The following is a 12,916-nucleotide window of genomic DNA, read 5'->3' as shown; positions in this document are numbered from 1 at the left end:
ATACCTCCGGCTATGCCGCGGCAATGGCAGTACCCATCGAAGTCGGCATAGAGCCCGATCCAATAGCGCGCGTTCCGTTTCGGGCAGTGATCGCTTCCGCCGCCGGCGTCTGGATTTTCTACTACATCCTGATCACGCTGCGCAGCACGGTCCTCGACGACGACTTCTTCCTCGAAATGTTCCTGCGACGCGGGCTCGTCACCCTGGTCGGCATCGCGGTCACCTTGTTCGCCTGGTGGTTCATCCGCCAGTGCGACGGAAAGCCGCTGGCTGTGCGGATCGCGGTGGCGCTTGTTTTCATGATCCCGGCGGCAACGCTGCTTGCCGCGGTGAACCAGCAGGCTTTCGCCAGCCTCGAACACAAGGTCGTCGTAAGCGCGATGAAGCGTGACATCCAGCTGCGCCACGACATGTCGGGCAACGTCGTGCTCGAGATTCCGGATCCGCAAGGCGTCCCGCGCGAGCAGCTCGACACGATCCAGGCCAAGCTCGACCAGGCGGGAATGTGGAAGCAGCTCACCGATGTGGCGGTCGGCCGCTACTTTCTTCTCGTTGCCTGGGCCGCGCTTTATTTTGCGTTGAGCTATGCCGAGACGGCCCGCGCGGCGGAGCGGCGCGAGGGCGAGTATCGGCGTGCCGCCCGCTCGGCGGAACTGCGGAGCCTGCGCTACCAGGTCAATCCGCACTTTCTCTTCAATACGCTGAACTCGCTCTCGGCGCTGGTGCTGACCGGTAAGACGGCGGCCGCCGAAACGATGATCCAGACGATCTCGACATTCTATCGCCGCAGCCTCGCCGGCGATCCGACGGCGGACGTACCGTTGGAAGAGGAAATCAGACTTCAGCAGCTCTACCTCCAGGTCGAAGGCGTGCGCTTTCCGGACCGGCTCCGCACAGTTATCGACGTGCCGCGCGAACTGGCTTCTGCCTGCATTCCGGGAATGCTGCTCCAGCCGCTCGTGGAAAACTCGGTGAAATACGGCGTCGCGCCCGTGGCGCGCGCGGTGACCATTACGCTTGCGGCGCGCGAAGAACATGGCCGGCTTGTGGTGACGGTGTCAGACGATGGCCCCGGCGCGGCAGAGCAGGGCCGCCGCCCGGCGGATATGGATGGATGCGGTATCGGCCTACGCAACGTCCGCGACCGTCTGGCGGCGCGTTTCGGGGCAGAAGCGAGCGTCGTGTCGGGATCGACCGGCGCGGGCTACGCCACGATCATCCGCCTGCCGCTCGTTCGCCATGGCTGCTGATCGCTCGCCCGAACCGGTGCCGCAAGCCCAACTTCGCACGCTGATCGTCGACGACGAACCGTTGGCGATCGAGCGGATGCAGATCATCTGCGCGGGAATCCATTCCCTGCAGATCGTCGGCACGGCCAACGACGGCGCGGCGGCGCTGCGCCTGATCGACGCGCTGCACCCCGACCTTGTCCTGCTCGACATGACAATGCCCGAAGTCGATGGCCTTGCGGTCGCGCGGCAGCTGTCGCGAAACTCGGTCCACGGGGATGCCGCGGCGCACCGGCCGGCGCTGGTGTTCGTGACCGCGCATGACAGCTTCGCGGTCGAGGCGTTCGACCTCGATGCAGTCGACTATGTCCTCAAGCCCGTCACCGCCGAGCGGCTGGAGAGGGCGATCGATCGCGCGATCAGCCGCCGCCCGGAGGCCACCCGGCCTGCGGCCAGCGGCTGGATCGCCGAATTCTGGGTGCCGCATCGCTCTGAGCTGCTACGCCTCGCTGCCGCCGACGTCGACCGGATCGATGCCGAGCGAGATTACGTGCGGCTCCACGTGGGCGAGCGCAGCTATCTGCTGCTACAGACCATCGCGGGGCTCGAGGCGCGGCTCGATCCCGCGCAGTTCATTCGTATCCACCGCTCGGTGATCCTGCGTCGCGATCGCATCGCGGGCCTTCGGCACGACGGGCTCGGGGTGTGGTCGGTCGAACTGGTCAATGGCGACCAGGCCCGGATCGGGCGAACCTATCTGCCGCAGGTCAAGGCAATGGCCGGACGCTGACGTCAAGAAGGCCCGTCTTTCGGACGGGCCTTGTCGATTTTGCTGGGAAAAATTGCCCGGGCCGGGGGACTGGACCAGCCCGGGCAAAACCCGTCGGTGCGGGTCAGCCGCCGACGCGGGTGTTCTTGCGCATCATCGCGACGCGAAGCTTGGCGTTCTCCTTGGCAGCGGAGATGCATGCCTGGTCCGCCGTCGTCTGGACGAGAGTGCGACGGCCGCTCGAGATTTCGCAGGCATCGCGCGCGGCGCGGTTGATCCGGCCGTCCAGTGTGGCCTGGCCTGCCTCGGTTTCGAGGTTAAGATCGCCGTAATTGACGATGACGCTGCCGGCGAACGCGGCGGGGCTGGTGGCGAGGGTTGCGGCGGCGATTGCAGCGGCGGCGAAGAGCTTGCCCATCATGATCGTGATCCTCTTATCGATCCCGCACGGCTGGGTGGTCTGGCTGGGGTCGTAGCGTTGCCGTGCCCCATCTTGCTACGCCGCCAGGCGCCGCCGCGCGCGCCGTGGTCGACGGGCAAGCGATCGGTGTCGACCGAAGGCGCGCCGCGCCGACGAACAGCATTCGCGGGTCCACGAACGGCAGGGAAGATGCCCGGGCGCGACAGCTTTTGCTGGCAAGTGCGACGCGGGTCCCTACATTCAGGCCACCCCACCATGCCAATTCTGATCACCTTCCTGCTGGGAATCGGCAACTTCACCCTGCACAAGGCCGTCATGGAAAGCGGGCATCCGCTCCTTGGCCGGATGCCGTGGTTTTATCATGCCCTGGGCGGGCGCTTCAGCCTGGGGGTGGAGTTCCTGATGCTGCTCGCCGCGCTGCTCTTGGCGGCGGAAGGGATGATCGGCGCGGCCATCGCCTACGTCGTCTATTCGATGCTCAACAGCTTCTCGGCTTGGCTCATCCTGACCGACCGCCTGTAAAGCCGCCGATTAGCCCGTCGCCGGGAACTTCGGGGGATGCGGCGCGCTTGGCCCGCATGAGCGAAAATGAACTGCTTTGGCTGCTCGTCAACAACGCCAGCGGCAGCAACGATCCCAAGGCGATCGCGAACCTGGAACAGGCGTTGGCGCATGCCGGCCACCCCGCTGCGGTCACGGTGGCGCTCCCCGACGACGACCTGCCGGACCGCGCGGCGCTGGAACGGGCTGGGGTCGATACCCTCGCCATATTCGCGGGAGACGGCACTGCAAACGCGGCGATCAGCGGGCTCTACGGCTGGGAGGGCAAAGTCCTCGTGTTGCCGGGCGGAACTCAGAACCTGCTGGCAAAGTCGCTGCACGGCGACGCAACGCCTGAAGTCATCGTCGCTGATCTCGCAGCGGGCCGCCTGACCCGGGTCGACCGTCTTCTCCTGCGTTGCTCGCAGGGCGATGCGCTGTGCGAGATCGTGGCCGGCCCGGGCGCGCATTGGTCGGACGTGCGCGAGACAATGCGCGACGGCGACATTGCGGAAATCGCAAGCTCTCTGGGCGAAGCCATCAGCCAGAGCGCGGCGGGCCCCATGGTCGTCGTCGGCGATCCACCGCTGGGACGGCCGGAAGGGTATGCCGCGGTCCGCGCGCATTTGAACGACGGCAGGCTGGTGGCCGATGGCTATGGCGCGCAAGGCCTGGCCGATTACGCCAAGCAAGGCGTTGCGCTGATCCGCAGGGATTTTCGCGAAGGTCCGCATGACGAACTCGGCGTGCAGGACGAGGTCATCTGCATTTCCGAAGCGCCGATAGAACTGATGATCGACGGAGAGCGGCGCACTGGGGGAACCCGCGAAACGATCACCACGCATCCTTGCGAGGTTGCGTTTCTTTCCTCTTCGACGGCACAAGCGGGCGCATGAGCGATCCGGCAACAACCCTGTTTCACATCAGCGACATCCATTTCGGGCTCGAGGACAAGCGCGCCCTGTCCTGGGTCGAGGAATGCATTGCCACCGAGCGCCCCGCCGCCGTGCTCGTGACCGGCGACCTGACAATGCGCGCGCGCCATCGTGAATATGCCGCCGCCTGTCGATGGATCAGCAGCCTCGGCCCGCCGGTAACGGTCGAGGTCGGCAATCACGACATGCCCTATTTCAATCTGATCGAGCGTTTCGTCGATCCCTATCGCCGTTTTCGCGGAATCGAATCGCTGATCGAGCGCGACATCGACCTGCCGGGCGTCTCGATCGTGTCGCTCAAGACAACCGCGCGGGCGCAGTGGCGCTTTCACTGGTCGAACGGCTGGGTCACGCCGAAGGCACTTCGCGAGACGCTTGATGCGATCGATGCGCTGCCCAGTGATCGCCGTGTTCTCGTGACGGCGCACCACCCATTGACCGAGCGGGACCCCAACGGGCGAAGGCTAACCATCAATGGCGCGCACGCGATGGAAGAGTTGGCGCGGCGCAAGGTGAGCGCCATACTGACTGGCCACGTCCACGATGCGTTCGATCTGTTTGCCGAGACCGCGTCTGGACCGCTGCGGATGATTGGCGCGGGCACCTTGTCGAAGCGAATCAGGTCGACGCCGCCGAGTTTCAACCAGATCGTTCTTACACGCGACGGGATCGATGTGCGGGTGCGAAATCTCGAAGGCGTGACGACGCCCGCGATGCAGATCGACGAGGTTCCCGCGAACGCCCTGCCGCCGCGCAAGTCGCAGGACCCGGTTGCGCCGGTCGGCACCGTCCCGGCCGAGGATCCACCCGTCCACTAAGGCCCGTTCGGACACAAGAAAAAGGGCGGCCCGTTGCCGGACCGCCCCATTTCGTATTGCGCGCAGGCTGGATCAGCGCTTCGAGAACTGGAAGCTCTTGCGCGCCTTGGCACGGCCGTATTTCTTACGCTCGACGACACGCGGGTCGCGGGTAAGGAAGCCGGCGGCCTTGACCGAGCTGCGCAGCAGCGGCTCGAACTTGCTCAGCGCTTGGGCGATGCCGTGCTTGACCGCGCCGGCCTGGCCCGAAAGCCCGCCGCCCTTGACGGTGCAGACGACATCGTACTGGCCCGAACGCTCGGCAACGTCGAAGGGCTGGTTGATCACCAGGCGCAGGGTCGGACGGGCGAAGTAGACTTCCTGATCGCGACCATTGACCGTGATCTTGCCGCTGCCGGGCTTGATCCAGACGCGGGCGACCGCGTCCTTGCGGCGGCCGGTGGCATAGGCACGGCCCTGCGCATCGACTTCCTTGTCGCGGATGATCGCGGCTGGACCGGTGCGAACCGGCGGCGCAGCGGGAACTTCACCCTCGCCCGCGGGCTCGGCCGAAGCAGCAGCCGCCGGAGCGACCGAGGTCAGGTCCTTGAGGTCGGCAAGCGACTGGACCTGGTTGGGGGTTTCGTCGGACATCAGGCGCCCACCTTGTTCTTGCGATTGAGCGAAGCGACATCGAGCGTCTCGGGCTGCTGGCCCGCGTGAGGATGCTCGGTGCCGGCGTAGAGGTGCAGCGCACGCATCTGGGCACGGCCCAGCGGCCCGCGGGGGACCATGCGCTCGACAGCCTTTTCGAGGACGCGCTCGGGAAAGCGGCCGTCCAGCACCTTGTCGGCAGTGATTTCCTTGATCCCGCCGGCATAGCCGGTGTGCTTGTAGTAGGTCTTCTGCTTCAGCTTGTTGCCGGTCAGACGAACCTTGCCCGCGTTGATGACGACGACATGGTCACCGCAATCGACGTGGGGAGTGAAGCTGGGCTTGTGCTTGCCGCGCAGGCGATTGGCGATGATCACCGCGAGGCGACCTACCACCAGGCCATCGGCATCGATCAGATGCCATTTCTTGTCGACCTCGGCCGGCTTGACCGACCGGGTGACCTTGCTGAGAGCCTTCATGGGCTGACGGTCCTTCGAATTTGCGAATGGTACCGGAGGCGCGAGATGCGCCGGTGTTCCGGGAAGCGGCGCATCTGATGGAATGGGCGCTTCAAGTCAAGCAAATCGGGGCGTTTGCCGAGAGGTAAAATGATACCGCCGACTAATGGATTGTCGGCTGCGCCATTCCGGTGTTGGGCTGACGCTCGGTCTTGCCGATCGCAAACACCCCCCAGACCGTCGCTACGACAAGCAGCGCGCCGACCAGTTGATGAAGCACCGCCAGCCAAAGTTCCACGCCGCTCATCACCGTGGCGATGCCGAGAAGGATCTGGCTGCCGAAAGCGGAATGGATTGCGATGCTCGGCGCACGATCCCCGCTGCGCTTCACTGCGCGCGCCAGAACGATCAGCGCGGCCACCGCGGCCCAGGCGAACCAGCGATGGATGAAATGCACTATCGCGGGATCCGCAAAGAGCAGGTAAGCGGGACTCGCCCCTGCCTGCGTGGGTCCGGGAAAGAAGGTCCCGTTCATCAGCGGCCACTGATCGGTCACCAGCCCTGCGCGAAGGCCTGCCATCAATGCGCCGTACACGATCTGGACGGCCAGAATGGCCAAGGTCGCGGCGCCCAGCGCGCGGAGCCGGGCGGGGCGTGCGGCGGGATCGGCGGCAAGCGCCCGCAAGTCGAGCGCGGTCCAGATCATCGCCCCCATCGTGAAGAGCGCGGTCGCGAGGTGCGCGGCCAACCACTGCGGGGCCACCTCCGTCCGGTCGGTGAGACCAGAGCGGACCATCAGCCAGCCGAGCGCGCCCTGCAGTCCGACGAGCGCGAGAAGCGCGAAAAGCCGCGGGCCATAGCCGGCGGGGATCTGCTTGCGCAGCCAGAACCAAGCGAGGGGTAGCGCGATTGCCAGGCCGATCACCCGGCCGAGCAGGCGATGCACGTATTCCCAGAAGAAGATCGTCTTGAAGCCGTCGAGCGTCATCCCCGCGTTGTGCGCCGCATACTGGGGAATTTCGCGGTAATGGGCGAACTCGGCTTCCCACTGCGCGTCATTGAGCGGGGGCACGATGCCGCTGATCGGCTTCCATTGCGTGATCGACAGCCCCGATTCAGTGAGGCGGGTAATCCCGCCGACCGCGACGATTGCGACGATCAACAAGGCCACCAGCAGCAGCCAGTTGGAGAGAAGCCGCGGAGCCCCTCGCGAACGTGCCTCGCCAGCCCGGCCCCGACCGTCCATCGTGCTCAACCCCGCATTCCTTTCGGCAAGCGCGCTCATGGCCGGCTCCCTGATCCGGCCGCGTCCAAACATCAAGCGCATTATCCATCCGCCGCGTCGGACCTTGCATCATGATATATTGTCACATATATCGCGTCCATGAGCGACGCCCTCCTGAGCCTGCGCGACCGATTCGACCGGCTGGGAATTCTGCTTTCCGGCCTGTGCGCGGTGCATTGCCTGGCGACATTGCTGGTCGTTGTCCTGTTCGGCGTGGGCGGAGGAGTGCTTGCCAACCCGGCCATTCACGAGGTCGGCCTCGCCCTGGCGATCGTTGTCGGGTCGCTTGCGATCGGCCTTGGCGTCTACCGTCACCGCAATGTCGCGCCGCTGCTGATCGGCGGCGCCGGTTTGTCGCTGATGGCGACCGCACTTGCCGCAAGGCACGGCCCGGTCGAAGCCTTGCTTACCATTTGCGGCGTGGCGCTTGTCGCCTTCGCGCACTGGCGCAACGTAAGGCATCTGGCCTAGTCGCGGCGCCGCCGCTATCAGCGCGGCATGTCTTCCGGCCAATCACCTTCCTCGCTCCTCCCGTCGCTCTCGCTCACCGTGAACGGCGAGCCGCGCCGCGCATCACCGGGATCATCGATCGCGGAACTGGTCCGGTCGCTGGAACTCGATCCCGCAAAGGTCGCGGTCGAACGCAACGGCGTGATCGTCGCCCGCTCGACGCTGGGCGAGGTGGCGCTAGCCGAAGGTGACGTGCTCGAGATCGTCCATTTCGTGGGAGGCGGCGAAGCGGCGCCGGCGGATGAGGATAGCTGGACCGTCGCTGGCCGCCGGTTCACATCGCGGCTTATCGTGGGCACCGGCAAATATCGCGATTTCGCACAGAACGCGGCAGCGGTCGCCGCGTCGGGCGCCGAGATCGTCACCGTGGCGGTCCGCCGGGTCAACGTGTCGGACCCCAAGGCGCCGATGCTCACCGACTTCATCGACCCCAAGCGCATCACCTACCTGCCGAATACGGCGGGCTGCTTCACCGCCGAAGACGCGATCCGCACGCTGCGCCTGGCGCGCGAGGCGGGCGGCTGGGACCTGGTGAAGCTCGAGGTTCTGGGCGAGGCGCGCACCCTATATCCCGACATGCGCGAGACGTTGAAGGCGACCGAGGTTCTCGCCAAGGAGGGCTTCCTCCCCATGGTCTACTGCACCGACGATCCGATCGCGGCAAAGCAGCTGGAAAGCGCCGGCGCGGTCGCGGTCATGCCGCTCGGCGCACCGATCGGCTCGGGTCTCGGCATCCAGAACCGGGTTACGATCCGCCTGATCGTGGAAGGCGCCAGTGTTCCCGTGCTGGTCGACGCCGGGGTAGGCACCGCAAGCGACGCCGCGGTGGCGATGGAGCTGGGCTGCGACGGCGTGCTGATGAACACCGCCATTGCCGAGGCGAAGGACCCGGTCCGCATGGCCCGCGCGATGAAACTCGCTGTCGAGGCGGGCCGCGAGGCATACCGATCGGGCCGGATGGCCACGCGCAAGTATGCCGATCCCTCGAGCCCGCTGGCAGGACTTATTTAAACCGCGCGCTAACTTCGAATTAACCATGTTGCGCGATTGTGGCCTCTCCAACAGGGGGGAAGGCCGCATGGCCAGCATCGAAACCACTTCGCTGACGATTTCCGAACTGCGCGAATTCGCCAGCTTCACTTCCGGCGAGCAGCGCTACATCAAGCGCAGCCTCGACATCGGGCTAGGCCGTCAGGACGCATTCCGGCTGTGGGCGCGCAACGACGAAGAGCGCACCGCGATCCGCAGCCAATATGCGCAGTATCAGCAACTCAAGACCTTGCGCAGCGCCATGCCCGACGGCGCGGGCCTCGACGGGATCGAGGAGTTCATGGGCCGCCTCATGCGGATCAGCGCGTTCGATCTCGGACAGGACCGGCTGACCTGCTTTGCCGCCTATCGTTTCCTCTATGAGCGGCTGCTCGGGGCCGACGTGCGACCCTGGCTTCCATCGGCCTTCTGCGCGGCCGCGGCGCTGCCCCAGATCCGTCCCGAGCGGCGCAAGCTGCTGCTCCAGTCGCTGAGCGAAGCGGCGGCGACCGCTCCCGGCTGGTCGGCCCGCGCGCCGACGTTCTATCCCGAATGGGTGGCCAAGGAAGCGGCGTAATTAGCCGGGACTTGCTGCGCCTCAGGCTGAAGCTGCATCAAGTCCCTAGGTATTGCTCAGCCTTACGCCTTGTAGAGCGCATCCAGCCGGGCACCGTAGCGTTCGCGAATCTTGTGGCGGCGAATCTTCAGGCTCGGGGTCATTTCCTCGTTCTCGATCCCGAACGGTTCATCGGCGAAGGCGAACTGGCGGACTTTCTCGATCACTGAAACGTCGGCATTGACCCGGTCCACCGCCGCGCGGACGGCGCTGCGGAAGGCCGGCAGGCCCTGAAGCGCCGCCATGTCGAACTTCTCGCCCTGCGCCTGCGCCCAGGCCACGGCCCATTCGCTGTCGGGTACGATCAGCCCCACGATGTAGGGGCGGCGGTCGCCGGTCACCATCGCCTGCGCGATCTCGGGCTGAAGCGTCAGCATGCCTTCGATCTTCTGCGGCGCGACATTGTCGCCCTTGTCGTTGACGATCATGTCCTTCTTGCGGTCGGTGATCATGATCCGCCCGGCTTCGTCGAAATGGCCGATGTCGCCGGTGTGCAACCAGGGCGGCCCGTCAGGGTCAGCCAGGTCGCGCTTGAGCACGCGGGACGTCTCCTCCTCGTTGCGCCAGTAGCCATGCATGACCAGTTCGCCGCGGACGAGGATTTCGCCGTCCTCGGCGATCTTCACATCGACGCCGCTCAGCGGCGGGCCGACGGTGTCCATGCGGATCCCCGCAGCGGGCCGGTTGCAGCTCACCACCGGGCCGGCCTCGGTCTGGCCATAGCCCTGCAGCAGAGTCAGCCCCATCGAATCGAAGAACACGCCGATTTCGGGGTTGAGTGGCGCCCCGCCCGAGACCATCGCCTTCATCCGCCCGCCGAAGCGCGCCTGGATCTTTGGACGCAGCGTCTTGTCGAGGACGAAATTCAGCGGACGGTCGAACAGCGAGCGGTTGCCTGCCGCCTCGCGCTCACCCAACGCGAGCGCGCGGTCCATGAGGAGATTGGCGACGCGGCCCTGCTTCTCGACTTGGCGCATGATCCGCGTGCGCAGCACCTCGAAGAGGCGCGGGACTACGACCATGATCGTCGGGCGAACCTCCTCGATGTTGCTGGCGAGCTTTTCCAGGCCCTCGGCATAGGCGATCTCCGCGCCCAAACCGATCGGGAGGAACTGCCCGCCCGAATGCTCGTAGGCATGGCTGAGCGGCAGGAACGAGAGGAACACCTCGTCGCCCCAGCCGAAATCTTCGGCGATGACCCGCGCCGCACCGGCCACGTTGCGCAGGATCGCGCCGTGATGGAGCATGACGCCGCGCGGCACCCCGCCGGTGCCGCTGGTGTAGATGATGCAGGCCAGGTCCTCGCGGCGCATTCCGGCCGCCCGTTCCTCGACCGCCGCGCGCGCGGCGGCGGTATCGCCGGCAAGAACGTTCGCCCAATCGTGGAACCGCACGGTTCCCGCCTGCGCCTGGCGCAATGGCTCGATCCCGATGACGTGCTCCGCCCGGTCGCTGCGCAGGATCGCGGGAAGGAGAGGGCGCGCCAGCTTGGCCGACGAGACGATGACCGCCCGCGCACCGGAATTCTCGAGGATGTGAAGGTGATCGCGCTCGGTATTGGTGATGTAGGTCGGCACGGTGACGAGCCCCGCGGCCATGATAGCCAGGTCCGCAATGCACCATTCGGGCCGGTTTTCGGAGACCAGCATGACCCGGTCGCCGTCGTTCAGACCCAGGGCGCGCAGGCCCTCGGCCATCCGGCAGACCTGGTCCGCCACCTCGCGCCACGAGCGGCCCTTCCAGGTCGCGCCCTCCTTCGATGTCAGGAAGGTGCGGTCCGCTCGCGCGGCGGCGCGGTCGAGAAACATCGCGACAAGGCTGGTATAGCCCTCAAAGTCGGCAAGCTGCACGCGCTACCTCTGCCCCTTCTTTCGTTATTGCCGCTGGTCTAGGGCGATGCCGCCATGACGGCAACCGCGCTGGTTCATTGCGCCACCGCCGCGCCTTCGCTGCGCGGATCGGCCGCGCCAACCCAGCGATCGCCGACCCGCTCGATGGCGTTGGCCTTGAGCGGCATCGGGCGGCTCTGGACATCGGCATGGCCCAGCGCCTTGAGCGCGGGGATCATCGCCTCGAGCGCGGAATCCTTTTCGACCATGACGGTGTTGCCGCCCGGCGCGAACAGGACTGGCAGCGCGATCGCCTGCTGGGCGGGCAGGCCCCAGTCGATCACCCCGATGATCGCCTTGGCGACCTGGACGATGATCGTCGCCCCGCCGGCTGCGCCCAGGGCCAGCTTCAGCTTGCCGTCGGGGCCGTAGATCAGCGTCGGCGACATCGAACTGCGCGGGCGCTTGCCGCCCTCGACCCGGTTGGCCACCGGAATCCCGCCGACGTCGGGCACAAAGCTGAAATCGGTCAGTTCGTTGTTGAGGTAGTAGCCGCCGACCATGATCCCCGACCCGAACGCGGATTCGATCGTCGAGGTATAGCTCGCGGAATTGCCTGAACGATCGACTACGACGAAGTGCGAGGTGCCGTGTTCCTCCGGCGTCTTGCCCGCGGCGCCCATGATCAGCCGAGCCCCGGGCGGCGTCCCCGGCTGCACGAGCGCGAGGGTGCGGTCTGGCGAAATCAGCTCGCCCCGTTGCGCGAGATACGAGGGGTCGGTCAGGCCGGCGACCGGGACCTTGATGAAGTCCCCGTCGGCCAGGTATTTTTCGCGGTCGGCGTAGGCCAGCCGCTCGGACTCGGCGATCAGATGCCAGGCGACGGGAGATTGGGGTCCCAGTGCTTTCAGGTCGAATCGCTCGAGCTGCCCCAGGATTGCCTGGACGGTCGTGGCGCCGGAGGATGGCGGGCCCATCCCGCAGATGCGATAGCCGCGATAGGACCCGCACACCGCCGGGCGGGCCTTTGCGTCATAGGCGGTGATGTCGGCCACGGTCATCGGCGCGGGATTGTGCGGCGCTGCGCTGACCTTGGATGCGATCTCGCGCGCGTTGGCCCCCGAGTAGAAATCACCTGCGCCCCTTGCGGCGATCCGTTCCAGCGTCGTCGCCAGGGCGGGATTGCGGATCGTGGTGCCGACCGCGCGCGGCGTGCCCGCGGAATCGTAGAAGATCGCGCGCGCCGCCGCATCGAAACCGCCCGTCGCCACGCCATCGCTCAGCGCGTGGTTGAGCCGCGGGGTGACTGCAAAGCCATTTCGGGCAAGCCGGATTGCCGGTCCGAACAGGGTCTTCCACGCAAGCTTGCCGTGGCTGCGGTGCGCCAGAGCGACGAGACGCATGCTGCCGGGGACGCCCACACTCTTGCCGCCGGGCTGGGCGTCGGCAAATTCCATCGGCTTGCCGCCGCGCATGAACCAGTCGCCCGTCGCCGCGGCGGGGGCGGTCTCGCGGCCGTCGATCGTGTCGACGTTGCCTGCTGCGTCGCCCATCAGCAGGAAACCGCCGCCGCCGATGCCCGAGCTCTGCGGTTCGACCACCGTAAGCGCGAGCATCGTCGCGATCGCGGCATCGGTCGCCGACCCGCCCAGCCGCAGCATCTCCGCGCCAGCTTCCGCGGCACGCGGATCGGCCGCGCTGACGAGCCCTTGCACGCCGACTTGCGCGCTGTCGAGCTGGCCGATGCGGGGCGGCGCGGCTGGTGCCGCCGATGGCTGGGGGAGAGTTGCGCAGGCGGCGAGCGCGAGCGGGCAGAGCGAAAGCAGGATGTGGGGCTTCATCGC

The 12,916-nt window shown here is 66.5% G+C and carries 14 protein-coding genes; 8 read left to right on the top strand and 6 right to left on the bottom strand.

Going from position 1 to position 12,916, the window contains the following annotated elements; all coding sequences use genetic code 11:
* Positions 1-23: 23 nt before the first annotated feature.
* Positions 24-1,250: a sensor histidine kinase gene (locus ACFO0A_RS02360; protein ID WP_379537375.1), complete on the top strand. Its 1,227-nt coding sequence runs from the start codon at positions 24-26 to the stop codon at positions 1,248-1,250.
* On the top strand, positions 1,240-2,019 hold the full coding sequence (locus ACFO0A_RS02355; protein WP_379537374.1) for a LytR/AlgR family response regulator transcription factor: 780 nt from the start codon (positions 1,240-1,242) through the stop codon (positions 2,017-2,019). Before ACFO0A_RS02360 ends, ACFO0A_RS02355 begins: the two co-directional genes overlap by 11 nt.
* 103 nt (positions 2,020-2,122) lie before the next feature.
* Here ACFO0A_RS02355 and ACFO0A_RS02350 read toward each other — a convergent pair whose 3' ends face one another.
* Positions 2,123-2,419 (bottom strand): UrcA family protein, encoded by a 297-nt coding sequence (locus ACFO0A_RS02350; protein ID WP_379537373.1) that lies wholly within the window; start codon positions 2,417-2,419, stop codon positions 2,123-2,125.
* Positions 2,420-2,674: 255 nt separating this feature from the next.
* On the opposite strand from ACFO0A_RS02350, the gene ACFO0A_RS02345 reads away from it, so the two are divergent.
* The 3 genes from ACFO0A_RS02345 to ACFO0A_RS02335 are packed head-to-tail and all read left to right on the top strand — an operon-like array spanning position 2,675 to position 4,712.
* Positions 2,675-2,941: a hypothetical protein gene (locus ACFO0A_RS02345; protein WP_379537372.1), complete on the top strand. Its 267-nt coding sequence runs from the start codon at positions 2,675-2,677 to the stop codon at positions 2,939-2,941.
* A gap of 56 nt (positions 2,942-2,997) precedes the next feature.
* Positions 2,998-3,855, top strand: coding sequence for a diacylglycerol/lipid kinase family protein (locus tag ACFO0A_RS02340; RefSeq protein WP_379537371.1), 858 nt, complete (start codon positions 2,998-3,000; stop codon positions 3,853-3,855).
* Positions 3,852-4,712: a metallophosphoesterase family protein gene (locus ACFO0A_RS02335; protein ID WP_379537370.1), complete on the top strand. Its 861-nt coding sequence runs from the start codon at positions 3,852-3,854 to the stop codon at positions 4,710-4,712. The genes ACFO0A_RS02340 and ACFO0A_RS02335 overlap by 4 nt, the downstream gene beginning before the upstream one ends.
* A 72-nt stretch (positions 4,713-4,784) precedes the next feature.
* On the opposite strand, the gene rpsI is transcribed toward ACFO0A_RS02335, so the two are convergent.
* The 3 genes from rpsI to ACFO0A_RS02320 all read right to left on the bottom strand — a co-directional run bounded on the left by rpsI (position 4,785) and on the right by ACFO0A_RS02320 (position 7,049).
* Complete coding sequence (rpsI, locus tag ACFO0A_RS02330) at positions 4,785-5,345, bottom strand: 30S ribosomal protein S9 (protein ID WP_379537369.1); 561 nt, start codon at positions 5,343-5,345, stop codon at positions 4,785-4,787.
* Positions 5,345-5,824, bottom strand: coding sequence for a 50S ribosomal protein L13 (rplM, locus tag ACFO0A_RS02325; protein ID WP_379537368.1), 480 nt, complete (start codon positions 5,822-5,824; stop codon positions 5,345-5,347). Before rplM ends, rpsI begins: the two co-directional genes overlap by 1 nt.
* Before the next feature lie 142 nt (positions 5,825-5,966).
* On the bottom strand, positions 5,967-7,049 hold the full coding sequence (locus ACFO0A_RS02320) for a COX15/CtaA family protein (protein ID WP_379538141.1): 1,083 nt from the start codon (positions 7,047-7,049) through the stop codon (positions 5,967-5,969).
* Positions 7,050-7,187: 138 nt separating this feature from the next.
* Between ACFO0A_RS02320 and ACFO0A_RS02315 the strand changes: the two genes are divergently transcribed.
* From ACFO0A_RS02315 to ACFO0A_RS02305, 3 genes are all read left to right on the top strand, one after another.
* Positions 7,188-7,559, top strand: coding sequence for a MerC domain-containing protein (locus ACFO0A_RS02315; RefSeq protein ID WP_379537367.1), 372 nt, complete (start codon positions 7,188-7,190; stop codon positions 7,557-7,559).
* A gap of 27 nt (positions 7,560-7,586) precedes the next feature.
* The gene (gene thiS, locus ACFO0A_RS02310) at positions 7,587-8,609 is read left to right on the top strand and encodes a sulfur carrier protein ThiS (RefSeq protein ID WP_379537366.1); all 1,023 of its coding nucleotides are present in this window, start codon (positions 7,587-7,589) and stop codon (positions 8,607-8,609) included.
* A 67-nt stretch (positions 8,610-8,676) separates the two neighbouring features.
* Complete coding sequence (locus tag ACFO0A_RS02305) at positions 8,677-9,204, top strand: hypothetical protein (protein WP_379537365.1); 528 nt, start codon at positions 8,677-8,679, stop codon at positions 9,202-9,204.
* A gap of 62 nt (positions 9,205-9,266) precedes the next feature.
* Here ACFO0A_RS02305 and ACFO0A_RS02300 read toward each other — a convergent pair whose 3' ends face one another.
* Together ACFO0A_RS02300 and ggt are read right to left on the bottom strand one after the other, a co-directional pair.
* The gene (locus tag ACFO0A_RS02300; protein ID WP_379537364.1) at positions 9,267-11,093 is read right to left on the bottom strand and encodes an AMP-dependent synthetase/ligase; all 1,827 of its coding nucleotides are present in this window, start codon (positions 11,091-11,093) and stop codon (positions 9,267-9,269) included.
* Positions 11,094-11,167: 74 nt separating this feature from the next.
* On the bottom strand, positions 11,168-12,913 hold the full coding sequence (gene ggt, locus ACFO0A_RS02295) for a gamma-glutamyltransferase (protein ID WP_379537363.1): 1,746 nt from the start codon (positions 12,911-12,913) through the stop codon (positions 11,168-11,170).
* Between the last annotated feature and the right edge of the window lie 3 nt (positions 12,914-12,916).

This window comes from Novosphingobium tardum (genome assembly GCF_042652045.1).
In the GTDB taxonomy this organism is placed as follows: domain Bacteria; phylum Pseudomonadota; class Alphaproteobacteria; order Sphingomonadales; family Sphingomonadaceae; genus Novosphingobium; species Novosphingobium tardum.
This window is presented reverse-complemented; position numbering and strand designations above follow the sequence as displayed.